Source organism: Clostridium tertium, from assembly GCF_017873245.1.
Classification (GTDB): Bacteria; Bacillota; Clostridia; order Clostridiales; family Clostridiaceae; genus Clostridium; species Clostridium tertium.
The window spans coordinates 24,261-51,209 of sequence record NZ_JAGGJY010000017.1 but is presented as its reverse complement, the minus strand read 5'-3'; the positions used below and the strand labels follow the sequence as shown (position 1 = coordinate 51,209).

At 28.9% G+C, this 26,949-nt stretch carries 22 protein-coding genes, 6 tRNA genes and 2 riboswitches; of the genes, 4 read left to right on the top strand and 24 right to left on the bottom strand.

Going from position 1 to position 26,949, the window contains the following annotated elements:
- Positions 1-524: 524 nt before the first annotated feature.
- Positions 525-1,100, top strand: a complete 576-nt coding sequence (locus J2Z25_RS15935; protein WP_209741273.1) for a GGDEF domain-containing protein — start codon at positions 525-527, stop codon at positions 1,098-1,100.
- A 37-nt stretch (positions 1,101-1,137) separates the two neighbouring features.
- Here the strand turns inward: J2Z25_RS15935 and J2Z25_RS15930 are convergent, their stop codons facing one another.
- From J2Z25_RS15930 to J2Z25_RS18850, 3 genes are all read right to left on the bottom strand, one after another.
- Positions 1,138-1,740, bottom strand: a complete 603-nt coding sequence (locus J2Z25_RS15930; protein ID WP_209741272.1) for an ECF transporter S component — start codon at positions 1,738-1,740, stop codon at positions 1,138-1,140.
- Positions 1,741-1,959: 219 nt separating this feature from the next.
- A riboswitch (FMN riboswitch) is annotated at positions 1,960-2,077 on the bottom strand.
- Between the two features lie 264 nt (positions 2,078-2,341).
- Positions 2,342-4,507 carry a Tex family protein gene (locus J2Z25_RS15925; RefSeq protein WP_209741271.1) on the bottom strand — a complete coding sequence of 722 codons (2,166 nt, stop codon included), beginning with the start codon at positions 4,505-4,507 and terminating at the stop codon, positions 2,342-2,344.
- A gap of 285 nt (positions 4,508-4,792) precedes the next feature.
- Positions 4,793-4,921: a hypothetical protein gene (locus J2Z25_RS18850; protein ID WP_268875675.1), complete on the bottom strand. Its 129-nt coding sequence runs from the start codon at positions 4,919-4,921 to the stop codon at positions 4,793-4,795.
- Between the two features lie 207 nt (positions 4,922-5,128).
- Here J2Z25_RS18850 and J2Z25_RS15920 point away from each other — a divergent pair, with 207 nt between their 5' ends.
- Complete coding sequence (locus J2Z25_RS15920) at positions 5,129-6,484, top strand: M28 family metallopeptidase (RefSeq protein ID WP_209741270.1); 1,356 nt, start codon at positions 5,129-5,131, stop codon at positions 6,482-6,484.
- A gap of 134 nt (positions 6,485-6,618) precedes the next feature.
- Here the strand turns inward: J2Z25_RS15920 and prfB are convergent.
- The 6 genes from prfB to recD2 form a co-directional block, all read right to left on the bottom strand.
- Positions 6,619-7,720 (bottom strand): peptide chain release factor 2 gene (gene prfB, locus J2Z25_RS15915; protein ID WP_209741269.1). Its coding sequence is split into 2 segments (ribosomal slippage): positions 6,619-7,641 and positions 7,643-7,720, totalling 1,101 coding nucleotides; the frame shifts between segments, so codons are not numbered across the junction.
- 74 nt (positions 7,721-7,794) lie between these two features.
- Positions 7,795-10,308 carry a preprotein translocase subunit SecA gene (secA, locus tag J2Z25_RS15910; protein WP_008676639.1) on the bottom strand — a complete coding sequence of 838 codons (2,514 nt, stop codon included), beginning with the start codon at positions 10,306-10,308 and terminating at the stop codon, positions 7,795-7,797.
- A gap of 237 nt (positions 10,309-10,545) precedes the next feature.
- Positions 10,546-11,082: a ribosome hibernation-promoting factor, HPF/YfiA family gene (hpf, locus tag J2Z25_RS15905; RefSeq protein WP_209741268.1), complete on the bottom strand. Its 537-nt coding sequence runs from the start codon at positions 11,080-11,082 to the stop codon at positions 10,546-10,548.
- Positions 11,083-11,557: 475 nt separating this feature from the next.
- Positions 11,558-12,202, bottom strand: a complete 645-nt coding sequence (locus J2Z25_RS15900) for a ComF family protein (protein ID WP_209741267.1) — start codon at positions 12,200-12,202, stop codon at positions 11,558-11,560.
- The gene (locus J2Z25_RS15895; protein ID WP_209741266.1) at positions 12,175-13,197 is read right to left on the bottom strand and encodes a hypothetical protein; all 1,023 of its coding nucleotides are present in this window, start codon (positions 13,195-13,197) and stop codon (positions 12,175-12,177) included. Before J2Z25_RS15895 ends, J2Z25_RS15900 begins: the two co-directional genes overlap by 28 nt.
- Before the next feature lie 15 nt (positions 13,198-13,212).
- Entirely contained in the window at positions 13,213-15,441 is a 2,229-nt protein-coding gene (recD2, locus tag J2Z25_RS15890) for an SF1B family DNA helicase RecD2 (RefSeq protein WP_209741265.1), read from the bottom strand.
- Between the two features lie 284 nt (positions 15,442-15,725).
- Between recD2 and nagA the strand changes: the two genes are divergently transcribed.
- Positions 15,726-16,856, top strand: coding sequence for an N-acetylglucosamine-6-phosphate deacetylase (nagA, locus tag J2Z25_RS15885; RefSeq protein WP_209741264.1), 1,131 nt, complete (start codon positions 15,726-15,728; stop codon positions 16,854-16,856).
- 72 nt (positions 16,857-16,928) lie between these two features.
- On the opposite strand, the gene metK is transcribed toward nagA, so the two are convergent.
- The 8 genes from metK to J2Z25_RS15845 all read right to left on the bottom strand — a co-directional run bounded on the left by metK (position 16,929) and on the right by J2Z25_RS15845 (position 19,964).
- On the bottom strand, positions 16,929-18,104 hold the full coding sequence (gene metK, locus J2Z25_RS15880; protein WP_097033582.1) for a methionine adenosyltransferase: 1,176 nt from the start codon (positions 18,102-18,104) through the stop codon (positions 16,929-16,931).
- Positions 18,105-18,202: 98 nt separating this feature from the next.
- Positions 18,203-18,311, bottom strand: a riboswitch (SAM riboswitch).
- A 150-nt stretch (positions 18,312-18,461) separates the two neighbouring features.
- Positions 18,462-18,546: transfer RNA gene (locus J2Z25_RS15875), tRNA-Tyr, on the bottom strand.
- 8 nt (positions 18,547-18,554) lie between these two features.
- A tRNA-Thr gene (locus J2Z25_RS15870) sits at positions 18,555-18,629 on the bottom strand.
- A gap of 104 nt (positions 18,630-18,733) precedes the next feature.
- Positions 18,734-18,809, bottom strand: a tRNA-Val gene (locus J2Z25_RS15865).
- Between the two features lie 17 nt (positions 18,810-18,826).
- Positions 18,827-18,911, bottom strand: a tRNA-Tyr gene (locus tag J2Z25_RS15860).
- A 6-nt stretch (positions 18,912-18,917) separates the two neighbouring features.
- Positions 18,918-18,992 (bottom strand) — tRNA-Thr (locus J2Z25_RS15855).
- Positions 18,993-19,016: 24 nt separating this feature from the next.
- Positions 19,017-19,101, bottom strand: a tRNA-Tyr gene (locus J2Z25_RS15850).
- Positions 19,102-19,397: 296 nt separating this feature from the next.
- Positions 19,398-19,964: a hypothetical protein gene (locus tag J2Z25_RS15845; RefSeq protein ID WP_008676625.1), complete on the bottom strand. Its 567-nt coding sequence runs from the start codon at positions 19,962-19,964 to the stop codon at positions 19,398-19,400.
- A 110-nt stretch (positions 19,965-20,074) separates the two neighbouring features.
- Between J2Z25_RS15845 and yyaC the strand changes: the two genes are divergently transcribed.
- Positions 20,075-20,611, top strand: coding sequence for a spore protease YyaC (gene yyaC / locus J2Z25_RS15840; protein WP_008676623.1), 537 nt, complete (start codon positions 20,075-20,077; stop codon positions 20,609-20,611).
- A gap of 53 nt (positions 20,612-20,664) precedes the next feature.
- On the opposite strand, the gene mreB is transcribed toward yyaC, so the two are convergent.
- The 7 genes from mreB to J2Z25_RS15805 all read right to left on the bottom strand — a co-directional run bounded on the left by mreB (position 20,665) and on the right by J2Z25_RS15805 (position 26,947).
- Positions 20,665-21,699, bottom strand: coding sequence for a rod shape-determining protein MreB (gene mreB, locus J2Z25_RS15835; RefSeq protein WP_008676621.1), 1,035 nt, complete (start codon positions 21,697-21,699; stop codon positions 20,665-20,667).
- 137 nt (positions 21,700-21,836) lie between these two features.
- Positions 21,837-22,088, bottom strand: coding sequence for a sporulation transcriptional regulator SpoIIID (spoIIID, locus tag J2Z25_RS15830; RefSeq protein WP_008676619.1), 252 nt, complete (start codon positions 22,086-22,088; stop codon positions 21,837-21,839).
- A gap of 94 nt (positions 22,089-22,182) precedes the next feature.
- Positions 22,183-22,911 (bottom strand): M23 family metallopeptidase, encoded by a 729-nt coding sequence (locus tag J2Z25_RS15825; protein WP_209741263.1) that lies wholly within the window; start codon positions 22,909-22,911, stop codon positions 22,183-22,185.
- A gap of 285 nt (positions 22,912-23,196) precedes the next feature.
- Positions 23,197-24,243 carry a stage II sporulation protein D gene (gene spoIID / locus J2Z25_RS15820; protein ID WP_209741262.1) on the bottom strand — a complete coding sequence of 349 codons (1,047 nt, stop codon included), beginning with the start codon at positions 24,241-24,243 and terminating at the stop codon, positions 23,197-23,199.
- Between the two features lie 178 nt (positions 24,244-24,421).
- Positions 24,422-25,681: a UDP-N-acetylglucosamine 1-carboxyvinyltransferase gene (gene murA, locus J2Z25_RS15815; RefSeq protein ID WP_008676614.1), complete on the bottom strand. Its 1,260-nt coding sequence runs from the start codon at positions 25,679-25,681 to the stop codon at positions 24,422-24,424.
- Positions 25,682-25,702: 21 nt separating this feature from the next.
- Complete coding sequence (locus J2Z25_RS15810) at positions 25,703-26,350, bottom strand: hypothetical protein (protein ID WP_209741261.1); 648 nt, start codon at positions 26,348-26,350, stop codon at positions 25,703-25,705.
- 192 nt (positions 26,351-26,542) lie between these two features.
- Complete coding sequence (locus J2Z25_RS15805; protein WP_209741260.1) at positions 26,543-26,947, bottom strand: ATP synthase delta/epsilon chain alpha-helix domain-containing protein; 405 nt, start codon at positions 26,945-26,947, stop codon at positions 26,543-26,545.
- Between the last annotated feature and the right edge of the window lie 2 nt (positions 26,948-26,949).

Here is a 26,949-nt window from a genome sequence, read left to right as displayed (position 1 = left end):
GCCTTTTCACATTATTTATGCTCATTTTTCACAGTTATGTAAAGCTTGATATGAAAAAAATGTCCAATAAACTATTCATAAATATATGTACTCTAACTTCTTTTATATTAATTTTAGAAATTCTAAAAGTCTTTATAAATATTAATATATTAAATTATAAATTTATATATATCAATAAATTAGTTAATACATTGTTACTTATAGCTTCACCACTTCCTATATATATGTGGAACAAATATTTATCAATATGGATTAGCAAAAAAATTATTAATTTTAAGATAAAAATAAGCTATTTTGAAATACCCTTAATCATAAATACTACAATACTTATTTTGAATTTAAAGTATAATATAATTTTTTCAATTAATAGTTCAAATTTATATCATCGTGAAAGCTTTTTTATAATTCCATTATTAACTTGCACATTATATTATATAAATAGTTATTTAATTTTACTAAAAGAAAGACATAACCTTTCTAAGGATATATATAAATTTTTACACATACTTTATATTTTCCCTATTTTGACATTAGTAATACAATCATTAATTCCTCAATACTTATTATTTTGGAATAGTATCGCAACTATTTTTGTATTTACTTATATTTTAGTACAACAAGAACTATTGGAAACTGACTCTTTAACTGAAGCTTTCAACAGAAATTATTTTAATAACTTTATTTCCAAACTAAATAAACTTAATATCAATTTATCTAGGCTAGGTGCAATAAACATAGATCTAGATGAATTTAAATATATAAATGATACCTATGGTCACCAGGCTGGTGATGAGGTTCTTAAAGATTTTGTCCTTATATTAAATAAATCCTTTGGAAAAAAATCAAAAATTATTAGAATGGGTGGAGATGAATTTTTAGTTATTATAGAAAACACTTGTCCCAAAGAAATTGAAAGTGACTTAGAATTATTAAATTCTATAATAGAATCTCATAATTCTCACAGTAAATATACCATTAAATTTAGTTTTGCATATTGTATTTATTCTGATGACTTTGATAACATATATGATTTTTTTAATTATATTGATAATAAAATGTATCAATATAAATACTTAAAAAAGACAGATAATATTAAATAAAGCTAACTATTAAATTTTTAATAGTTAGCTTTATTATTTATATTGAATTTAATTTACTTTTTCTAGAATTATCAAAATTTGAATCTACTTTAAAGATAGATAAAGAAACTCTTTTATATAGTACGTATGTTATTCCACATACTAATACAGATTTTATCCCATTAAAAGGTAATAATCCTATAGTAACATATTGAATTAATTCATCTTTTACCATATTCATTCCAAATGCAGGTAATAACAAATAAACATTTGCTATTATTCCTATAATTTCTATTGATAATGTTCCTAATGCCATTCCAAGTAATGCATTCTTTCTACTTTTATTTCTATGATAAACCCATGCTGCTGGAGCTACCAGAGAGACCCCTACTATAAAATTAGCAAGTTCTCCAACAAAATACGTTGATGTTCCCTTAACTATTAAAATTAATAAATTCTTTATCAATTCTACAACAATACCTGCCATAGGTCCAAAAGCAAATGCTCCCATAAGTGCTGGAATATCACTTAAGTCAATTTTAAGCCATGGAAATGGTAGAAATGGTATTGGAAAATCAAAGTACATAAGCACTACCGCTATTGCACCTAAAAGTGAAATTTTAATAAATTTGTTTAGGTTTTTGTTTTGTTGACTGTTCATTCTTTCTCCTCCCAAAAGTCTATCCCCTGGGGCAATGGGTTAGATTACATCTCAGTAAAATGACATTAATTTAACAATTTATTTTAATAATTTACCCATCTTATCTTAATTAGATACATATTAATAAATAAAAAATCCCTGATATATTAAAATATATCAGGGCTCAAAATACATAAGAAATAAGATGTGCTTAAAATAAATATCAAGCAATATCTAACCACTTACCTTCTTTCATCCAGACTATACTGTCGGCCTCGGAGTTTCACCGAATCATGCTAAAACTTAGCTCGCGGGCTATACCGCCGGTGGGGAATCACGCCCCGCCCTGAAGATAATTTATTTACACTCATATTATATGCCTTACTATACCTTTTTGCAAGTATCTTTTTTAACAATTGTATTATTTCGCGAAGCAAAATAGTGAAAAAATGAAAGAATGAAAAGTGAAAGAATTAAGGAGGTTTTGCTTTGCAAAACTTAAATTTAATTGTACAAAGCACTATTTATTCAAAAATCCTTAAGGATTTTTTACCTTAATTTTTTCATTCTTTCATTTCTTAATTATTTCATTAAAAATAAATTGCTTCGCAATTTATAACTATTATTCAGTAATGTCTTTCATTGATAATGAGATTCTATTTCTCTTACTATCTACTTCTAATATTTTAACCTTTACTATATCTCCAACTTTAACAACATCTAATGGATGCTTCACAAACCTATTAGCCATTTGACTTTTATGAACAAGCCCATCTTGATGGACTCCAATATCAACAAAAGCTCCAAAGTCGGATACATTTCTTACTGTCCCCATAAGTATCATACCTTCTGATAAATCTTTTAAATCAATTACTCCAGTTTTTAAAATAGGCTTTGGCATTTCCTCTCTTGGATCACGGCCCGGTTTTTTAAGTTCTTTTATTATATCTGACAAAGTAAGTTCTCCAATTTCTAACTCCTTAGAAATATTTGATATACCTTTATCCTTTACTCTTTCATCTATATCTTTAAGATTATTTTCTTTTAAATCTTCTTTAGTATATCCTAATAATTGAATTAAATTTCTTGCTGCATCATAAGACTCTGGATGAACTGATGTATTATCTAAAGGTTCATTACTTTCCATAACTCTTAAGAATCCTGCACATTGCTCATAAGCTTTTTGTCCAAGTCTTTTTACCTTTAACAACTCTTTTCTATTTTTAAATCCGCCAGCTTCATCTCTATAGATTACTATATTATTTGCAATGCTTGAATTTATACCAGCAACATAAGTAAGTAATGATGGTGTTGCAGTGTTTAAATCTACTCCAACCTTATTAACAGAATCTTCAACAACACCCTTTAATGATTCATCAAGTCTTTTCGGTGTAACATCATGTTGATATTGCCCAACCCCCAAGGCTTTAGGATCAATCTTAACTAACTCAGCCATAGGATCTTGTAATCTTCTTCCTATAGAAATTGCTCCTCTTACTGTAACATCTAAATCTGGATATTCTTTAGTAGCAAGCTCTGAAGCTGAATAAACTGATGCACCAGCCTCTGAAACTATAACATATGCTATTTCTTTTCCTGTTTCCTTTTTTACTTCTGATATTATTTCAGATACCACTTCTTCTGATTCTCTTGAAGCAGTCCCATTTCCTAATGAAATTACTTCTACATCGTACTTATTAATTAAATCCTTTAATATATCTTTAGTTTCTTTAACTTTGTTTTGTGGAGCAGTTGGATATACTGTTGACTTATCTAGGAACCTTCCAGTACTATCTAATATTGCTATCTTACAACCTGTTCTAAATCCTGGATCATACCCCATAACTACTTTGCCCTTTATAGGTGGTTGCATTAATAATGCCTTTAAATTTTCATTAAATATTTTTATAGCACCTTCTTCACCTATATTTGTAAGCTCACTTCTAACTTCTCTTTCTATAGATGGATATATTAATCTTTTTAGAGAATCTCTTATTGCTAATTTTAAGTATTCATCAGTAATATTATTATTTTTTAATATTTCATTTTCTAAGTAACTTATTATTTTCTCTTCATTCACTGCTATTTTTACTGATAATACTTTTTCTTTTTCTCCTCTATTTATGGCTAAAATTCTATGTGGTGGTATTTTAGCTACTTCTTCACTATAGTCGTAATACATCTCGAATGGTGTATGTTCATCGCTTTCACCTGTTGACTGTATCTTCCCTTCCTTGAATACTAATTCCCTTATCCACTTTCTATATTTTGCTTCATCAGATATTTCTTCTGCTATTATATCTAAGGCTCCATTAATTGCATCTTCTTTACTATTAACACCCTTTTCTTCATCAATAAATTTAAGTGCTTCACTATTTAAATCAGCATTAAATTCACCTCTTGAAATAATATCTGCAAGTGGCTTTAATCCTCTTTCCAAAGCCATAGTTGCTCTTGTTCTCTTTTTTTGCTTATAAGGTCTATATATGTCTTCTACTTCTGTCAAAGTCTTTGAAGCTTCCAAGGCCTTTACTATATCATCATTTAATTTTCCTTGCTCATCTATAAGTCTTAAAACATCTTCTTTTCTTTCTTTTAAATTTCTAAGATATATAAGTCTTTCTTGAAATTTTCTTAATACTTCATCACTTAAAGCGCCTGTTTGTTCTTTTCTATATCTTGAAATAAAAGGAACAGTATTTCCATCATCAAGCAGTGATATTACATTATTTACTTGGGTTATACTTATTCCTAATTCAGATGATAATCTTTCAACAATATCTACCATAAAGTCCTCCTATGCTATAAAAAATTTTTCTCCAAATTTTACATAATGATATTATAATACAATATCATACTTTTATGTAACATATAATTCATTTTTATAAATATATTAATAAATATGGAACATTTACTTTAATTACAATATTGATATTATGTAAAATTAAGATTATAATATAATTGTAAAAATTTTACAAATAGGTGATGATATGAATAAATTTATAATGATAATTAATAAAATAATAAGTATTCTTCTAATCTTCTTTATAGTCTTTATTATACTAAATGAATATTATGTAATAGAGTTTTCCACTACTTTAAAGTATGTTTTGTATTTCTTAACATTAATACTTATACTTATTTCTTCAACAAAAGAAATAATAGTAAATAAGTCTGGATTATCTAAATTTATAAACTGCATAATATTATTTTCATCAATAGTTGGTGGTGTTTTTTCAATAGTTACAAACCAAATAAATATCTTTATTTATATATGCATTCTTTTCTCACTAATCTATGGATTTATAGAATTAGTTTATAAAAAGGCATAAATGACTACACTTATTTTTTCATAATCTCATACCTCAAGTAATAGTATTAAGTATAACTATTATTTGAGGTATATTTTATGAAAAAAAAATTGTTTTATTCTGTATCACTAATTACTAGCATAGTATTATTATCTATTTCTATATTTTTTAATTTTACATATTCGCCTTTCAATGCTAATAATGTAAAAGAAAATATTGCGATATTTTCTTCTGAAACTTATGGTGGTAGACTAGCTGGTAGTAACGGTAATTTACTTGTAGGAGAAATAATAAGAAAAAACTTTGAGGATAATAAATTGGTTCCACTTAATGAAAATTATAAAGAGAGCTTTAAAACACTATGTCCAATAAATAATAATAGCTCTCCATATCTTAAAATATCATTAGATGACGAAGTTGTTGAAACTTTAAAGTATGGCGTTGACTACAAAGAGGATATGCTTAATTTTAAGATCAATAGTTTAAGCTTTTCTGAAGATGATAAGGTAAATATTTATACAACTTCAATTGAAGTTGTAACTGATGAAGGAAATTGTTTATTTTATGTAGCTCCTAATAATGATTTTTCATTTAGAAGTTCATTTATGAGTAATTTTCCTTATGATATGATAGTTTTAATAACAACTGATACTTATAATAAAATATTAGATTCAGTTCGTTCTGGACTAACGGTTTCTGTTAATTTACCATTTTCAACTTCTGAAAAAGAGCTAGTAAATATAGTCGGAGTTCTAAAAGGATCTTCTAGCGATCTTCCCCCTCTTGTTTTAACTGCTCATTATGATCACTTAGGTCAAGATGGTCTAAAAAACACTTATTACGGTGCCTTAGATAATGCATCTGGAACAGCATTTTTATTAGAATTACAAAGGTCCATTACTAGCTTCGGAACACCAAAAAGAGATATAATTTTTGCTGCTTTAAATGCTGAAGAGTTTGGACTTCTCGGCTCTAAGAGTTTTGCAGAAAATAATCTTGAAAAGCTTAAAGATGCCGAAGTAATTAATTTTGATATGATAGGTAGTGATAATTATCCTCTTACTTTAATGCTTGGAGCATCTTATAAAGATAAGGATTCTGAACTACTTAATTCTGTTGAAAAGATTTCTAAAAAAAATAATGTTGATACTAATGTTGTTTACGAAGATTCAAGTGACCATGCTAGCTTTAACAACTTAGGTATAGATGCTTTAAGCTTTTGTCATAGTGATATGACTAAAATTCATACCCCTAATGATACTGTTGATTATATAAGTGTTGATGCAATAGACAGTGCTTATAGTGTCATAGAAGATAAGATAAATGAATCTTGTTATGGAACACTCACTTTATTTTTCCATAATAAAACTTCACTATTTATATTTGCAATAATATTTGGCTTCTTAGCTTCAGCACCATTTGTATCTTATATAAAAAAGAAGAAAATAAGTTAATAAAAGTAGTTACTTATTTAAAGTTATAAAAAGTAGTTACTTATTTAAGTTATAAAGTAACTACTTTTATTTTAAACTCTATATTAAAAATTAAGGGGCGTTTTTATACAGCCCCTTTACCTTCAATAAATTTTTTAGTTATTATTTTTTAAATATGCAGTAATAAAATTATCTATTTCACCATTCATAACCGCATTTAAATTAGCTGTTTCTTCCCCAGTTCTATGATCTTTAACCATATTATATGGATGGAAAACATATGATCTTATCTGACTTCCCCATCCCATATCTTTTAATTCACCTGTTAGATCCTCTATTTTCTCCTTATGTGCTCTTTCCTTTAGGTCTATAAGTTTAGATTTAAGCATTGCCATAGCTGTATCTTTATTAGAAAACTGACTTCTTTCACTTTGGCATTGTACAACTATTCCAGTTGGCAAATGTGTTATTCTTATTGCTGATTCTGTCTTATTTACATGCTGACCACCAGCTCCACTTGCTCTATAAGTATCTATCTTTAAATCTTCACTTCTTATTTCAATATCTTGATCTTTTGTTAGTTCAGGAAGTACTTCAACTGATGCAAATGAAGTTTGTCTTTTACCATTTGCATTAAAAGGAGATATCCTTACTAATCTATGAACTCCCTTTTCGGCTTTTAAATATCCATATGCAAACTCGCCTTTTACCTTTAATGTTACACTCTTTATTCCAGCTTCATCGCCTTCTAAATAATCAAGAGTTTCTACCTTGAAACCTCTTTTTTCACACCATCTTGTATACATTCTAAGTAGCATTTCAGTCCAATCATTTGCATCACTTCCACCTACTCCAGCATGTAGTGTTAATATAGCATCGTTTCTATCATACTCTCCTGATAAAAGTAATTCTATCCTATAACCTTCTACATCTTTTTCTATATACCTTATCTCTCTTATAACTTCATCTATAGATTCTTCATCATCTTCATCTATTAATTCTGCTAGTATCTCGACATCTTCAATTCTTGATACTAATGATTCATATCTATCTATTTTGTCTTTAATTCTTTTACTTTCCTTTGTAACTTCTTCTGCTCTTTTTATATCTTCCCAGAATCCATTTTCCTGCATTTGAAGTTCTAATTCTTTTAATTGCTTTTCCAGTGCTTCTTTGTCAAAGAGAAGCCCCCATTTCTTTTATAACTTTCTTTATATCATTAAGTTTAGCTAATTCTGATTCTAACTTAATTATCATATAATCACCCTATCTTTTTTTTATTTCTCTAAAATAGCTTAATAGCTTTAAAAAAGTGCCCAAAGGGCACTTTTTTATACTTCTCTTCCACAGCAGTTCTTATACTTCTTACCACTTCCACATGGACATAAATCATTTCTACCTACTTTAGGTTCATTTCTAACTGGTTGCTTCTTTACATCTGAATCATCCCCACCATGGCTTGCTGATGTTTCTTCTGCTACTCTTTCTCTTTCAACAGTTTTTTGAACTTGGATATGGAATAAGAATTTAACTGTATCTATCTTTATTCCATTAATCATTTCTTCAAACATAGCACTACCTTCCATTTGGTATGCTTGTATTGGATCTAATTGCTTATATGCTCTAAGTCCTATCCCTTGTTTTAAGTGATCCATATTATCTATATGATCCATCCACTTTTGGTCTACTACTCTAAGAAGTATTACTCTTTCAACTTCTCTAAAGTGCTCTTCACCAAACTCTTCTTCTTTTTCATGGTAAACTTTCATTAATATATCTAATAATTTATTAATTATTTCATCATTAGATAATTCTACTAACTCCTCAGTCTTAACTGCTCCATGAGGTAAGCATATATCTTCTAAGTATTGAATTAACCTTCCTATTTCTTCTTCAATGTTTTCATTTACACCATCTAAATGAGCTTTAACTGCATCGGATACTATTTCACTTACCATTACATTAATTTGTTCTCTCAAGTCTTTTCCTTCTAAAACTTCAGATCTTTGTTTGTAAATAACTTCTCTTTGCATATTCATAACATCATCATAACCGATAAGGTTCTTTCTTATGTCAAAGTTATTACCTTCAACCTTCTTTTGTGCATTTTCTATTGCTTTACTTACCATCTTATGATCAATAGCTTCATCTTCTTCTAGTCCTAATTTATCCATTAATCCTTGAATCTTTTCTGATCCAAATATTCTCATTAAATCATCTTCCAAAGAAATATAGAATACTGATTCCCCTGAATCTCCTTGACGACCTGATCTACCTCTTAACTGGTTATCTATTCTTCTTGATTCATGTCTTTCTGTACCTATTATCTTAAGTCCGCCAACTTCTTTAACACCTTCTCCAAGCTTAATATCTGTTCCTCTACCTGCCATATTAGTAGCAATAGTAACACTACCTAATTCACCAGCATGAGAAATTATTTCTGCTTCTTGTTCATGGTATTTAGCATTAAGTACTTTATGCTTAACTCCTCTTTTCTTTAGTAAAGAAGATAAGTACTCTGATTTTTCTATACTTACTGTACCAACTAGAACTGGTTGACCTTTCTTATTAGATTCTATTATCTCTTCTATAATAGCATTATACTTTCCTTTTGTGTTTTTATAGATTAAATCACTCTTATCTACTCTAGCGATTGGTCTATTTGTTGGAACAACTATTACATCTAATGCATAGATTTCTCTAAATTCATTTTCCTCTGTTAATGCTGTACCTGTCATACCAGATAACTTATTATACATTCTAAAATAGTTTTGGAATGTTATTGTAGCAAGAGTTTTTGATTCTCTTTCTATTTTAACTCCTTCTTTAGCTTCAATAGCTTGATGAAGTCCATCTGAATATCTTCTACCTTCCATAAGTCTACCTGTAAATTCGTCAACTATTATTACTTGACCATCCTTCACCATATAGTCCTTATCTATTTTCATTCCGTAATTAGCTTTTAACGCTTGAGTTATATAGTGTTGTAATTCTAAATGATCTGCATCGGCATAGTTATCTATCCCAAATGCTCTTTCAGCTTTTTCCACCCCTGCATCAGTTAACATTACTGAATTAGCTTTTTCGTCAATTGTATAATCTGCTTCAGCTAATAATTGTTTAACAAAATTATCTGCAACATTATAGAATTTAGTTGACTTTTCTCCAGCTCCTGAAATAATAAGTGGTGTTCTAGCTTCATCAATAAGTATTGAGTCAACTTCATCCACAACTGCAAAGTTCAATTTTCTTTGAACTTTTTCCTCTTTGTAAATTACCATATTATCTCTTAAGTAATCAAAACCAAACTCATTATTAGTTCCATATGTTATATCTGCAGAATATGCTTCTCTTCTTTGCTCAGATGTTAAGCCATGAACTATACATCCTGTACTTAATCCTAGGAAATTGTATAACTTACCCATCCATTCAACGTCTCTTGTTGCTAAGTAATCATTAACTGTTACTAGATGTACTCCTTCTCCTGTTAATGCATTTAAGTATAATGGTAATGTTGCAACTAAAGTCTTACCTTCACCAGTTTTCATCTCTGCAATTCTTCCTTGATGAAGAACCATACCACCTATAAGTTGAACTCTATAGTGTTTCATACCTAAAACTCTCCATGCAGCTTCTCTACAAACTGCAAAAGCTTCTGGTAGTATATCATCAAGAGTTTCACCATTTTTTAATCTTTTCTTAAACTCATCAGTTTTAGCTTTAAGCTCATAATCTGATAAGCTTTGCATAGTTTGATCTAAGGCTTCTATTTTATCTGCAAGTTTTTGTAATTTTTTGACTTCTCTTTCACTATATGACCCAAATAACTTTTCCAAAAATCCCATTATAATTTTCCTTCCAATCGTTTTATTTTATTAATTAGTTTAATCATGTACATGTATTTTATTTATCAATTTTCATGTATTTTATTTATCAATTTTAATTTATTGAATTTCATTTATAAATTATACCATTTTACTAATAATTAATTCAATAAATAAGTTACTTTTTAATAACATTATAACTAAAAAGGAAGTGCATTGCACTTCCTTTTATTAATTAAATGTAATATTCGTAAAATTTTAAATATAATCTGGTTCTAATAAGCCATAATCTCCATCTTTTCTCTTATATACTACGCATACTTTATTTGCTTCTGAATCTTGATATACGAAGAAATTATGTCCCACTAACTCCATTTGAAGTACTGCTTCCTCAACTGACATAGGCTTAACTCCAAATCTTTTGACTTTAACAACTTCTCCATTTGTTTCTACAACTTCGTCGCTTAAAGCAACTTCATCTAATTGTGGGAATCTTAATGACTCATTGTTTCTTCTAGATAACTTTGTTCTTTGTTTTCTAATTTGTCTTTCTAGCTTTGCAACTACTAAATCAATTGATTTGTACATATCTTCAGTTGCTTCTTCAGCTCTTAATATTATTCCATTAAACGGTATTGTTATTTCTACCTTCTGTTTATTTTTTTGCACTGATAAAGTAGTTTTTGCTTCTACCTCTGGATCAAAATATCTTTTTACCTTAGAAAGCTTTTTTTCAATCATTTCCTTTAATGCTGGTGTTGCTGTAGTATTTTTTGCTATTACTGAAACTCTCATATAAGTTCATCCCCTCTCTATAAGCTTAAACCTTACTCAGTAGTCTTAAATTTGTTTGTTTTATGATTATATTATACTACTTAGAAACCTTTTCAATCAAGATGAATATGAGCAATTGACAGAAAATTCACTTTATTTTACTCAATAAAACTTCTGTTTACTCCTTGTTTTATATATATTTTAATTTTAATAAATTTTAAATCTTTTATTCTTACATACATAAAAAATAGCCACTAGTAAATACTAGTGGCTATTTTTTCGTAAAGTTAGCTGACCTGGATTTTGACCCCACACTCGCCTACTGGAGCTTTTGCTACTCGGAATTAACCTCTCACTACTAACCCTCTCAATTTTCTTGGTAGGACTTACTTCTATACCGCACCATGCTCATTAGGAATTTTTCCAAACTTACGTGGATCGTTTTGCCTGCGACTGGCATCGACTTTCATCCACAGACCTAAACTTTACATTATTATTATATATAACTTTTTGCAACTGTCAATATTTTTATCGAATTAGCTCCACTTTTTTTTAGTAGTTTTTCACATTCAAGTAGCGTCGCACCTGTTGTTATTACATCATCAATTAAAATTATATTTTTATCTTTTATATTTTTATTGCTTTTAATTCCAAAAGCACCTTCTATATTTTTAAATCTATCTTCTTTTGATAAAGTTTTTTGCTCTTTTATATTTTTCACTTTAATTATGTCACTATATATTGGTATATTTAATGTTCTACTTATCTTTTGCGCCATAAACTCACATTGATTAAATCCTCTATCTTTTAAAGCTTTTTTACTGCTAGGAATAAATAATATTGCATCTACATCAATATTATTTTCATTTATTAACTCACATAAATAATCTGCCAATATATTGCCAGCTAAAAAATTTTTATTGTATTTAAATTCAAGTATTAATTTCTTCATTACTCCACTATAATATCCATATGATAATATCTTAGATTCTTCTTTTACTCTCATTATCTTACTTTTACATATTGGGCATACACCTATGACTTCATTATCACAGGTAATACATTTATTTTTAGGTGGATATATTATATCTAGTAACTCATCTATAATCTCTCTTAATAGTTTAATAATCCCTTTTCCCATATTTCCTTGTTATATCCCCTTGTTATTTCTTTAGCCAAGTCCATATCCTCTGATATTTCCTTACCAACTAGAATTACTTCTCCTGTTTTATTTCCCTTTACATTTTTTCCAACCTCAGCACAAAAGTATATTATTTTTTTATAACTATAAAATATTTCATCAGAAAATAATGCAACTATATCTATATCCTCTGAATCTATTTTATATTCCCTAACATTATTCGTAATTACAAAAACGCTTTTATTTTTTAATTTATATAAAGAATCTATTTTTTTTATATTTTCGCCTCTAAAAAATTTAACTATCTTTATATCCTTAATCTTTAGTTCTTGTGTATAATAATCAAATAACTTATTAATCTTTTCTTCATTAGGTACATATATAATAACCTTTCGATTATTACTTTTAAACCACATTAAATAATCATATAGTGTATAAGGCATATCTTCATCTAACTTTACTCTAGTTGTAATTATTCTCGGCTCTACAAAAGGTATGTTTCTAGTTAAGTCCGAAACTGATATACATCTACCCATGTTAACTATTCTTTCTACAGAAAATATTATCATCCTTCTACTACATAAATATAAATATTCAATAGATTGTCTAAGCTCTTCTTTTAAACTAAGCGAGTATAAACTTATATCGTCAATTATACATAACTCATAACAATTACTTATTTTATTAACATTTTTAAAATTTACAAAAACTAAATCCTCATTTCCTTCTTCTTCCTCAATATATGAATATTTAAATTTGTAATTATTATTTTTTAAATCCTCTATTATTTCTTTATTAAAATCTGTTCCCGCCCACACATATAATACTTTTTTATTTTGTTCTAGTATTGACTTTATTAACGGTAAAAATATAAATGTACTATTATATGGACTAGTTATTACAGTTAGTATTTTGGATTGCTTATTATACCATTTATTTATCTTAGATGTACAATTATTAAACTCTTTTAGGTTTATTAATTTTTTATCTAACATTTAACCTCTCCTCATTTATTCACTAAACACATCTTGACTTGTAATATCTATTATTCTATCTCGAAGTGAAGAATATCTCTCCATACTTCTTGTGTTAGATACCATATATTTTAAAGCCTTTGGAATACCAACAACAACTACAAGTTCTTTTGCTCTAGTTATAGCTGTATATAATAAATTTTTATTCATTAATAGTGGTGAACCCATAAATGCTGGAGTAATTATTACCTTAAATTCACTTCCTTGACTTTTATGTATAGTAATTGCATATGCTAACTCTAGTTCATCCAAATATATGTAATCATAAACGACTTTTCTTTCATCATCAAAGATTATAGTAATTGTCTTCTCTTCTTCATTTATGCTTTGAATAAAGCCCATATCTCCATTAAATACCCCTACACCTTCATTTTCTCCACTTCCATTAACTCTAATCCATTTTAAAGAATAATTATTTTTAGTTTGCATTACTTTGTCGCCTTCTCTAAAAATAACTTCTTTCAACTCTTTTTCTCTCTTGCTAGGGGATTTAGGATTCAAAACTTCTTGAAGTTTATTATTCAAATTTTGCACACCTAATATCCCTTTTCTTGTAGGTGTTAATATTTGAATATCTCTATACTTATCCCATGCTTTTTTAAAATTAGGTAGCCTTCTATTTATTAAATCTATTATTGTAGATAATATTAAATCCACATTGTCTTTATTTTCAAAAAAGAAGTCACCATCTCTTCTATTTATATACGGCATTTCACCATTATTAATTTTATGTGCATTCGTTACAATAAGACTTTCTTCTCCTTGTCTAAAAATATCCTTAAGTCTTACTACTTTTATAAAATTACTTTCTATTAAGTCCTTTAATACATTTCCTGCACCAACTGATGGTAATTGATCTACATCACCAACTATTATTAATCTTGTTCCAAGCTTTATTGCTTTAAGCAAACTATGCATAAGCATTATATCTATCATAGATGCCTCATCTATGATAATTACGTCAGCCTCTAATGGTTCCGATTCTCCTTTTCCATAATAAGAATTTTCATCTTCACTTACTCCCATTTCTAATAATCTATGAATTGTTTTTGCTTCTCTACCAGTAGATTCAGTCATTCTCTTAGCTGCTCTTCCTGTTGGTGCTCCTAATAAAACCTTCATGCCATTATTTTCATATATTTCTATGATAGATTTTATAATTGTAGTCTTTCCTGTTCCAGGACCTCCAGTTATTATCTCTATACCATTTTCAAAAGCTCCAACAATAGCTTCTCTTTGGGAATTGGCAAATTTCATTTTATTTTTTCTCTCAAAAGTTTCAATTTCAAATTCGACATCTGTATTTATCGTTCTAAAGTTCTCTATACTTAATGTTATTATTTTATTTGTAACACCTAATTCACAATAATAATATGGTAATGAAAACACCGCTTCTATATCATTAATTTTTTCTATTTTTATTTTAGTTTCTAATGCTAAGTTATATAAGTTTTCTTCTACCATTTGACCCGGTACACCTAATATTTTAGATACTTCATCAATTAAATTATTTTTAGGCATATATGTATTACCCGATGCTGAAAATTGATTCAATATATATCTTATTCCACTTTGTATTCTAAATGGTGAGATAGATTCTATTCCAAGGCTTTTTGCTATTCTATCTGCCGTTATAAATCCTATTCCAGAAATCTCATCGCAAAGAATATAAGGATTTTCTGAAACAATAGCCTTAGCATCTACCCCAAACTTTTTATATATTTTTATGCATTGGTTAGTTGTCATCCCATGACCTTGAAAATATATTATTATATCTTTTAAATCTTTTTGTTCTATATAAGATTCATAAATTATCCTAAATTTCTTTTCACCAATACCTTCAATTTCTTGAAGTCTTTCAATATGATTTTCTAATATATCTAAAGTTTCTTCCTTAAATCTATCAACAATTTTTTTAGCAGTTATTGGACCTATTCCATGAATTATACCTGTACTCAAATATTTTTTAATTCCATCTATGGAATCTGGTAATACTTCTTCATATTCATCTATATTAAACTGACGTCCAAATTGCTTATGAAGAACCCATTGTCCTTTTAACTTAACATGTTGCCCTTCCTTTAAAAAAGGAACTATTCCAACTGCATTTATACAATCTTTATCTATCCTTACCTTTGATACAACATATCCTGTATCATCACTTTTGAATACAATAGATTCTACTATTCCGTTTAGACATTCCATGTTATCTCTCCAAATCTTCTAATAATATTTTAATCTCACTATTTTTATTATATAATTATATCATATATAAGTTGTAATAAAGATTATACATTTATTTAAATCTTACTATAATTAATGTGCTATAATTAAATATATAAGTATACTAACTTATAAAAATAATAAAATTTATATTATTTCAATTTTATACTATATTTGAATACGTTTTATAGCTATTTCTATTATGTCTAGCTATTAATGTTATAGTTTTTAATTGAGATTTATATTAAAAATATGGAGGTGCTCATATGATAATCAAAAATTGTAACATAGTATATTTTGATAGGATAGAAAAGGGCTCTGTCTTAATCGAAGATGGAAAAATTAAAGAAATAAACCCAAATAATATTAATGACTCTGAAGTAATAGATGCAGAAGGACTATATTTATCTCCAGGGTTTATAGATGTTCATATCCATGGTGCAGGTGGGCATGATACAATGGATGGTACTTTTGAGGCAATCAATGAGATTTCTAAAACTATAGTTAAGCATGGAACTACTGCTTTCACACCAACTACAATGACAGTATCAGTAGATGATATAAGAAAATCTATGAAAGTTATAAAAGAAGCCAAGGAAAATGGTACTGATGGTGCTATTGTTCTAGGAGCTCATCTTGAAGGTCCTTTCATTAGTCCAAAAGCTATAGGAGCTCAAAATCCTAATTTCTTAATTCCTCCAACACTTGATAATTTTAATGCTATGGTCGGAGATGCTGAAGATGCCGTTGTATCAATTACAATTGCTCCTGAAGTTCCAGGTGCTAAGGAATTAATAAAAGAATTATCAAAAAAAGGAATAGTTTGCTCTATAGGTCATACTAAAGCTACTTATGATGAAGCTATGGAAGGAATTAAATGTGGTTGCTGTCACTCAACTCATTTATTTAATGCAATGACACCATTTGCTCATAGAGAACCTGGAGTTGTAGGTGCTATATTTGATAGCGAGATAACTACAGAAACAATTTCTGATGGTATCCATATATCATATCCATCACTTAGAATAGCTTACAATCAAAAGACAACTGATAAAGTTTTATTAGTTACTGATGCAATGATGGCATGTGCTATGCCTGATGGCATGTATGCATTAGGCGGCCAAGATGTTGTTGTTAAAGATGGAGCTGCAAGACTTTTAAGTGGAAGCTTAGCTGGCTCAATATTAACTTTAGATAAAGCTGTTAGAAATGTATATAAGAACGTTGGTCTTCCACTAAATGAAGCTGTAAAAATGGCAACTTTTAACGCTGCTAGACATTGTAAAGTTGAAGATAGAAAAGGTCTTGTAAAAGAAGGCTATGATGCTGATTTAGTTTTATTTGATGAAGAGATAAATATAAAAAATGTTATAGTTGCTGGTAAAGTATTAGTATAAACAAAAATGCTCCAATTCAAAATTGGAGCATTTTTTATTTTAAATATACTTTATCTCTTCTACTTTATTATTTTAAAGATATTTCTTTATTTCTTCTACTTTATTTAAATTTTCCCAAGGTAAATTTAAATCATTTCTTCCAAAATGTCCATATGCAGCTGTTTGCTTATAAATTGGTCTTCTTAATTCTAGATCTCTTATTATAGCACCTGGTCTTAAATCAAATACTTTTTCAACTATTGAAATTATTTCTGCTTCTGATTTCTTTCCAGTTCCAAATGTATCTATTTCTATTGATACTGGTTTAGCTACTCCAATAGCATAAGCTAATTGAATTTCTAATTTATCTGCAACTCCTGCTGCAACTAAATTCTTAGCAACCCATCTAGCTGCATAAGCTGCTGATCTATCAACTTTAGTTGGATCTTTTCCTGAGAAAGCACCACCGCCATGTCTTCCATATCCACCATAAGTATCAACTATTATCTTTCTTCCAGTTAATCCGCTATCTCCTTGTGGACCTCCAACAACAAATCTACCAGTTGGATTTATGTAATACTTAGTAGTATCATCTAATAATTCTGCAGGAACTACAGCTTTAATTACATGTTCCATTAAATCTTCTCTTATTTGCTCCTGAGATACATCTTCACTATGTTGTGTTGATATTACAATTGCATCTATTCTTATTACTTTATTATCATCATATTCAACTGTAACTTGAGTCTTTCCATCTGGTCTTAAATATGGTAAAGTTCCGTTCTTTCTCACTTCTGATAATCTTCTTGATAATCTGTGAGCCATTGCTATTGGTAAAGGCATGTATTCTTCTGTTTCATTTGTTGCAAAACCAAACATCATACCTTGGTCTCCAGCCCCAACTGCCTCAACATCATCCTTTTGTCCATCTCTTGATTCTAAAGCTTCATCTACACCCATAGCTATATCGCCTGATTGCTCATCTATTGATGTTAAAACTGAACATGTTTCGCAGTCAAAACCATACTTAGCTCTATCATATCCAATTTCTTTTACTGTTTCTCTAACTAACTTTGGAATATCAACATAACAATTAGTTGATATTTCTCCCATAACTAGTACCATTCCTGTAGTAACAGCTGTTTCACAAGCAACTCTTGCCATAGGATCTTTAGCTAAAATACTATCTAATACTGCATCTGAAATTTGGTCACAAATTTTATCTGGATGCCCTTCTGTAACTGATTCTGATGTAAATAATCTTCTCATTTTCATTTCTCCTTTCATTTTACTTGATATTAATTCTGAATTAATTTATAAAATAAAAAAATCTCTTCGATAAGAAGAGACGTTAAAAATCCTAATCTTTCTTATCTTGCAAAATTACTTTGCAGGAATTGGCACCACACTTAAACTTAATAAAGTAGGTTGCCGGGTTTCATCGGGCCCTTCTCCCTCCACCTCTCTGGATAAGAACTAATATCAAATTTTACTTTTTAGAGTATATCACCTTTAATACTACTAGTCAACTATAAAATATAAATTTATTAAATATTTAAATTTCTTAACTAATAAAATATTAGGTTGTTTGTAAATATAAAAAAAGACAAGAATCCTTGTCTTTTGTGGTGGGGGAGGACGGATTCGAACCATCGAAACGAAACGTAACAGATTTACAGTCTGCCCCCTTTGGCCACTCGGGAACTCCCCCATATTTATTGGAGCTGGCAATAGGAATCGAACCTACAACCTGCTGATTACAAGTCAGCTGCTCTACCGTTGAGCCATGCCAGCATATTTATTAATGAAATATCTACTTCTCTTCTTTCAGTAGATTGGCTTTTACACTAAATTCAGTTATCACTATACTCTACTTCATTAAGTGTTTAATACCAAAATGGTGGAAACAACAGGGATCGAACCTGTGACCCTCTGCTTGTAAGGCAGATGCTCTCCCAGCTGAGCTATGCTTCCATATCAATGTTATAAAATGGTGGGGGAGGACGGATTCGAACCATCGAAACGAAACGTAACAGATTTACAGTCTGCCCCCTTTGGCCACTCGGGAACTCCCCCATTTTATGGAGCTGGCAATAGGAATCGAACCTACAACCTGCTGATTACAAGTCAGCTGCTCTACCGTTGAGCCATGCCAGCATATTATATTAAATAAATTTTATATGGTGGGGGAGGACGGATTCGAACCATCGAAACGAAACGTAACAGATTTACAGTCTGCCCCCTTTGGCCACTCGGGAACTCCCCCATTAAATTTATTTAATTTCAGTTAAGTAAACATTGTCGTCTCAACTGACAATGATTAGTATATATTTATTGTATCCTAATTTCAAGTGTGATATTCACTTATTTAAAGAGATTATACTTATTTTTTTCTATATTTCTTTAATTTTCTTCTATTTAATACTAATATCACTTTTTTATTGTCTTATATTGTCCTAAAAATAAATTCGTCTAAAGCAATATAATTGTATAGTTATTATTAATAATTGTTTGAATTTTTACTGAGAAAATACATACATATTTTTATCAATACTCAAACCATCAAATTTTTTCTTCAATAATATCTAAATCAATATATCTACTTATGATACTCTTAAACTCTTCATAATCCGATAATGACATTCTCTTTTTTACTAATGAAAATCCTTCTCTTACATTGTCATCATCATATTTATCAGAAAAATGATCATTTATCTTCACTATATCTACTATAGATAAACTTTTTAACATTCTGTCTATTTCTAACTTTTCACTTTCTTCTAGTTCTCCAAACAAATTATTTTCAATATCGCTTTGCTTTATTGATAGACCTTCTATTTCATTTTCACCAGTTATTATATTTTCATTAGAATTACTACTATTACTCATATTAGATTTTTCTTTAATATTAATGCTATTTTTATTACTATCTATTTTCTTCTTATTCAGATTATTTGATATATCTTGCCCATTTGAAACTTCACTACTATTTAAAATTTTTTCAGTAGTAGATCTCATTGAATTACTTATAGCCTCTTCGCTTTTTAATGGCTCCCATACTAATAAATAGTATATAGGTATACTAGCTCCAAGAATTATAGTAATTATATAAAAAAATATTTTTTTCACATTTATTCATCTCCTTTTATTTAATTAATTTCCTCTTTATGTTTTTTTATACATTTTATTATATTTATTAATCTTGGAACATATATTGTATAAGCGGAGGTGAATTTTTAGTGAAGCATAAAGTATTATATAATTCTTATAATTCTCATATTGAAATAGCAAAATTTATCAAAGACTATATTACGAATAATACTGTAATTGTATGTATAGGTACTGATAAGTGCATTGGTGACTGCTTAGGTCCAATGGTTGGTACATTTTTAAAAGAAAAAAATTTTCCTCTTCCAGTGTACGGAACTATAGAATCTCCAATACATGCTCTTAATATAAATAATAGATTAAATGAAATTAATAAATTGCATCCAAAATCTTTAATTATAGGAATAGATGCCTGCTTAGGTGAAGCTAGTTCTATTGGTGAAATACATACCAGAGACTATCCAATACATCCCGGAAAAGGAGTGGGTAAAAACTTACCTGACGTTGGTATAGCTTCTATAATCGGTATTATTGATTCAAGTGAAAATGCTGAGTTTTTTACATCTAGAAGTATTCGTCTACATTTAGTCATGGAAATGTCAAAAATAATTTCAGCTGCCATTATTTATGCATATAATCTTACTCATAACCAAAAGGGGAGTCTTTGAACTCCCCTTTAATAATTTTATATATTTACTATGTATTTAATAATATCTATAGATTACTCAACTAATGTTATTTCATTATCTGAAGAATTTGTATCTATCTTGTCTAAGTATCCTAAAACTTTACCTGTTCCCTCTGCTACTGCTTCTACTGAATTATTCGCAACCTCAACAGTAACCCCAGTTTCATGCTCTATTAGCTTATCTAATCCATCTAATAAAGAACCTCCACCTGTCATTAGTATCCCTCTCTCTATTATATCAGCAGCAAGCTCAGGTGGTGTTTTTTCCAATACAAATTTAACACTATCAACAATTAATGATACCGATTCTTTTAATGCATATATTATTTCATCTGTTGAGATAGAAAGTTCATCTGGTAACCCAGTAATTAAATTTCTTCCCTTCATATTTGCAGTTAAGCTTCTTGATCCTTTAAACGCTGATCCTATAGTTACTTTTAATTCTTCTGCGGTTTTCTCACCTATCATTATCTTGTACTTATTTCTTACATACTTTATTATTGCATCGTCAAATGTATCCCCAGCTACCTTAATAGATGACCTTACAACAACTCCACCAAGAGATATTACAGCTATATCAGTAGTACCTCCACCAATATCTACAACCATGGATCCACTTGGTCTAGTTATATCTAATCCTGCACCTATTGCTGCAGCTAAAGGTTCTTCTATTAAATGAACTTTTTTGGCTCCAGAGTTTCTTGCCGCATCAATTACTGCTCTCTTTTCAACTTCTGTTGCTTGAGACGGAACACATACCATTACTTTAGGAGCCGTAATCTTACTCTTTCCATACGCCTTTTTAATAAATTCTTTTAACATCTTTTCTGTTATATCATAATCTGATATAACCCCATCTCTTAATGGTCTTACCGCAACTATGTTACCTGGAGTTCTTCCAATCATTTTCCTTGCCTCTTCACCAACTGCAAGTACTTTATTATTATTCTTATTTATTGCGACAACTGATGGCTCTTTTAATATTATTCCTTTACCTTTTGCATAAACTAAAACAGTCGCTGTACCTAAGTCTATTCCTAAATCGCTCCTATTTCTCCAAAACCACATTCCTTGTTCACTCCTACTCTATTCACACTATATAATATTTGAAATCTCTCTTATTTTACAATATTCGCTCTATTTCTTATTATATATGGAATATGGTAATCCTTCAATATATTTGTATTTAATTTTGTAATCAATTACTACTCTGCGGCCTTATATTTCATTTTGGTAGCTTTTCCACCTCTTATGTGTCTTTCAGCTTTATTTAACTCTAGTATTGAATGAGTTTGTTCTGCTATAGCTGGATTTATCTTAGGTAATCTTTCTGTCATATCTTTATGAATAGTACTTTTACTTACTCCAAATACTTTTGCAGTTTTTCTAATTGTATCTTTTGAATCTATAATGTATTTCGCCACTTCTAAAACTCTTTCTTCTATATAATCTTTCAAAATATTACCTCCCTTTGGATAGCTTATTAATACGCGACCATTAAACTTTAATATATTCATCAGCCATTTTAGATTAATGGCTGATGAATGTTTATTATTCTTGATTAAATGTAAAATATGTTGTTGGATCTAAATCTTTTCCATCTACATCTTGAACTTGAATATTTAAATGTTCGCCAAATTCATTATTTGTAAATATTTTAGAACTATCTCCTACAGTTCCTATAACAGTTTCTTCTGTTACTTTATCTCCAACGTTTACCCTTATATCCTTGGATAAATTACAATACTTTGTATATAATCCATTTGCATGGGCAACAACTACATAATTTCCTTCTTCAATTTTGCTTGAAACTTCTTTTACTTCACCTACAGCTGCGGCTTTAACTTCTGTTCCAACGCTAGCTTTTATATCTATTCCTCTAATATTTCTACTGCTTCCATCACTCATAGCTTGTGGCTTTGGATAAGAATATCCTCTTGCAATTGATCCATCTAAAGGATTTGCAAAACTCACTTCTACATTAGTTCCTGTAGAAACATTAACATCTTCTTCTGTAGATGCTATTTCATTTTCTGCTAATTCATTATTTTGAGTATTTTCTACTCTATCAGCATTTTGTTTTTGTAAATCTGAAGTTGCTTTATCATCAACATTTAAAGTAAATTCATTTTGTGATTGATTACTTTGTTCTAATGCCTTATTTTTCTTTGTTGTAACAACAGCAACAGTTGCAATTACACATAAGCAAAGGAATAGTACTAAATAAAAGCCCTCCTTTCTGAAAAAGTCTTTTACCTTATCTTTCTTATTTTGGTCCATATCAACACCTCCTTTTTGTATTCTTGCCCGTTCTAATAAATTAATACACTTGAAAATGGATTTATTTACACCAAATTTCTACATTTACCAACATTTCTAGTAATCATATTAAAAATTAGTATTTAATAAGATCAATTAATAAGTTTTAATTTTATTATCTTAAAATAAAAAAGAAGTAAGATATAATGCAATTTCATATAGCCTTATATCTTACTTCCTTATAATATATTTATATTTAAATTATGAATTTTATCTATACTCTTCCTATTTGCTACTAAATAAAATTCAATTAAACTTTACCTCTTTTAACTCAATCCCTGTATAGTAATGCTTCAATATCTCTTCATATCCCTTTCCATCCTTAGCCATAACATTTGCTCCCCATTGACTCATACCAACGCCATGACCGTATCCTTTGCAATTAAATATTATCTTATCACCATTTATAGTAAATTGAAAATTAGTTGAACTTAATCCAAATGCCAATCTAAAATCTGAGCCCTTAACTTTTGCTCCTCCAAATCTTATTTCCTTTACTCCGCCTGCATCACTTCTACCTAAAATTTCTATATCATTTTGTAAATTTTCTTCACTTATTTTTGCATCTTCATATTTTGAATTTATATTACTTACAAACTTAGAAATATCAAATGAAAACTCACTTGTAAATTTAGGTGCTATTTCTTCTCCCTTACTTTCTGTAGATACTAAATAAGGAACAGCGCTTGAAAATACATCCACAGCATTTTCCGTCATTCCTGAACTTGTAGAGAAAAATTGTGGATATTGTACTAATTCATTATCATATGTTAAAACCATACCTTTTGTTGCATCAACAGCTTCTGATATTTTAGCCCAATATTCATTTCCTTGATCACCCCATTTTTCTAATCGACTTTCTTTAGTTATAAAGACTTGACAGTGAGTAGTATCACATACATCTCCTCCCTTAGCTTCATTGCAAGGTCTAGTTTTTTTTGCTGCTACATATGTTCTTGCAGCTACCGCCTGTGCCTTTAAAGCTTCTGATTCAAAGCTAGCTAGCATTTCACCTGATACTACACTCTTTACATACTCTTCTAAAGGAATTTCTATTATTTTATCTTCCTTTGTCAAATGAACTTTTATAACATCATTTCCTGTTAAAGTTACAAAATTATTTTCTTTTACTTCAGTATTTACATCTGTATTATCTACTTGTGTTTCTTCAAGTGCACTGACTGGATAAGACTTAATCACAAACATTGGAATTGCAATCATAGATATTAAGACTAGAGCGCTAAAAAAAATAAGAGATATCAACCCTTCTATTGAACTTAATTTATTTTTCAATCACATCGCCTCCTAATTAAATAAATACAATTTAATATATGTGAAAATTCATTAAGTATACTTTATTTTTTATTTTTTATGTTAAGTTATCTTGAACTAATATAAAAAAATAAAGAACCTAGATCTAATTCTAAGTTCTTTATTTAGGTGAATATAGCCATATTTATTTAAAATATATTTATCTGTCAACCCTGTATATATTAGCTCCTAAGCCTCTAAACTTTCCTTCTATATTCACATATCCTCTATCTATGTGATATATATCACTAATTTCAGTTTCACCTTGCGCTACTAGTCCAGCTAGTATCATAGCTGCCCCGGCTCTTAAATCTGTGGCTTTTACCTCACAGCCGGTTAGCGATTCAACACCTTCTATTATTGCAGTTCTTCCATCTATTTTTATGCTCGCACCCATTCTTACTAATTCAGCAACATGCATAAACCTATTTTCAAATACAGTTTCTGTTATGATACTTGATCCCTTTGTTACAGCCAATAATGTCATCATTTGAGCTTGCATATCTGTAGGGAATCCAGGATAAGGTAATGTTTTTATATCAACAGGACTCTTTTTTCCTGTTCCATCAACCAGCATAACATCCTCTTTTATACTCTTAAATTTTACCCCACATTCTTTTAATTTTTCTATAGTTGGTCTTAATTGTTCTTCATTAGCTCCATTTATAGTAATCTTACTATTTGTTATAGCTGCTGCTACCATGAATGTTCCAGCTTCAACTCTATCATATATTGGTTTATAAGTTACCCCTTTTAATTCTTTGACACCTTCTACAGTTATTTTCCCCATTCCAGCTCCATGAATTTTTGCTCCCATTGAATTCAAAAAGTTAGCTAAATCCCATATTTCTGGTTCTTCAGCTGCATTTTCAATAATCGTTGTACCTTGTGCTAAAACAGATGCCATTAAAATATTTTCAGTTGCACCAACAGATGGAAAATCTAAATATATTCTATTTCCTTTAAGTTTTTTAGCTTTGGCTTCAACAAAACCATGTCCCATTTCAATTTCTGCACCTAAGAGTTTGAATCCTTTTAAATGTAAATCGATGGGCCTACTACCTATGTTGCAGCCTCCTGGCATTGATATTTTACATCTTCCAAATCTAGATAACATAGGTCCCATAATTAAGAAAGATGCTCTCATCTTTCTTATTAGTTCACTATTCATATCTGTTTCTTTAATGCTATCAGTATTTATTTTTAAATCGCCATTTGAGTCATTCTCAATTTGACAATTCATTCCTGATAATAAATCAGTTAAAACTACTACATCTTCTAACATAGGTGCATTTTGAATAATTATATCATTTGGACTTAAAATACTTGCAACTATTATTGGTAAAACAGAATTTTTAGCTAAACTAATATTCACTTCACCATTTAGTTTATTCCCACCTTCAACTATAATTTTTTCCATATTGTCCTCCATAATGAATTGTTAGTATGTTACGAATATCACTGGTGTTCCTATAATTAAATATTCTCCTGTATCATATTTAGTAAATCCCATATTAATTTTATTTCCATCATATAGCTCTGCTTTTCCTACTGACCCATTATGAATATTTAATACTTCCAGAGTTTTCATATCTATATTGTTCTTTAGTGTATCTAAAAGATTCTGCTTTTGGTCTTCTATTATTTTTACCTTTATAAAATTAAAATATTTTATATTTTTTGCTGCAATATTTTGTATTTGTTTTAATTCTTGTTTTAATTGAAAAGTATTAGCATTTTTATCATTATTTATATAAGTAATTTGAACTTTAGTGTCTTCATCATTACTCCATACTACTACCTTTATTTCTTTAATTAAATCTTTATAAACAATGATATTTTCATTAGCTTCTATATATTGCCCAAAACTTTTTTTTAAATTTTCTTTAAGTAAAGAAAACTCTTTATTAACAGGTTGACCTATACTATATTCCACCTTAATACCATTTTGAATAAAATCACTGTTTTTTATAAATTCAGTTTCCATAAAATCAAAATTATCTGAGTTCGACTCAGATTTAATTGGAGCTGCACCAATAATTAATAAAGATAAGCTTAAAACAAACATTAATTTCATAACATTCTTCACAATATACCCCTACCTTTCTATTTAATTATTGTCCAGTTTATTTTTTTTTATTCAAAATTAATAGCTATAATATAATATATAGATTTAGTTGAAATTTGTGATTAATTGTCACTATTTATACAAATCTAAATTGATTATATAAAAAATAGAGGGATAAAAGAAATTCTATTTCTTTTATCCCTCTATTTAAAACTAATGATTAATACTTATAGTACTAATTCTTGCATTAGCTCTTGCCAATGCCCTTTTAGCTCTTTCAACATCTATATTTTTATCTTCTTTTAACCTTTTTTCTGCTCTTTCCTTTGACTTTTCTGCCCTATCTACATCTATATCAGACTCTCTCTCTACAGCATCACAACAAAACTTTAATTGATTATCTTTTAAATAAATTATTCCTGATGATGTAAATATTCTTTCTTTCATAGTTCCATTTATTATTAATGTAGTAGTTGGAATAGTACTTAATATTATAGGAGCATGATTTGCTTTGAATTCAATTTCACCATCTTTAGTCAACGTAATTAAACTTTCAGCTTCTAATTTTAAAGGTTCTTTTCCTGGGGAGATTATACTTATATTAAAAGTTTTACTCATAA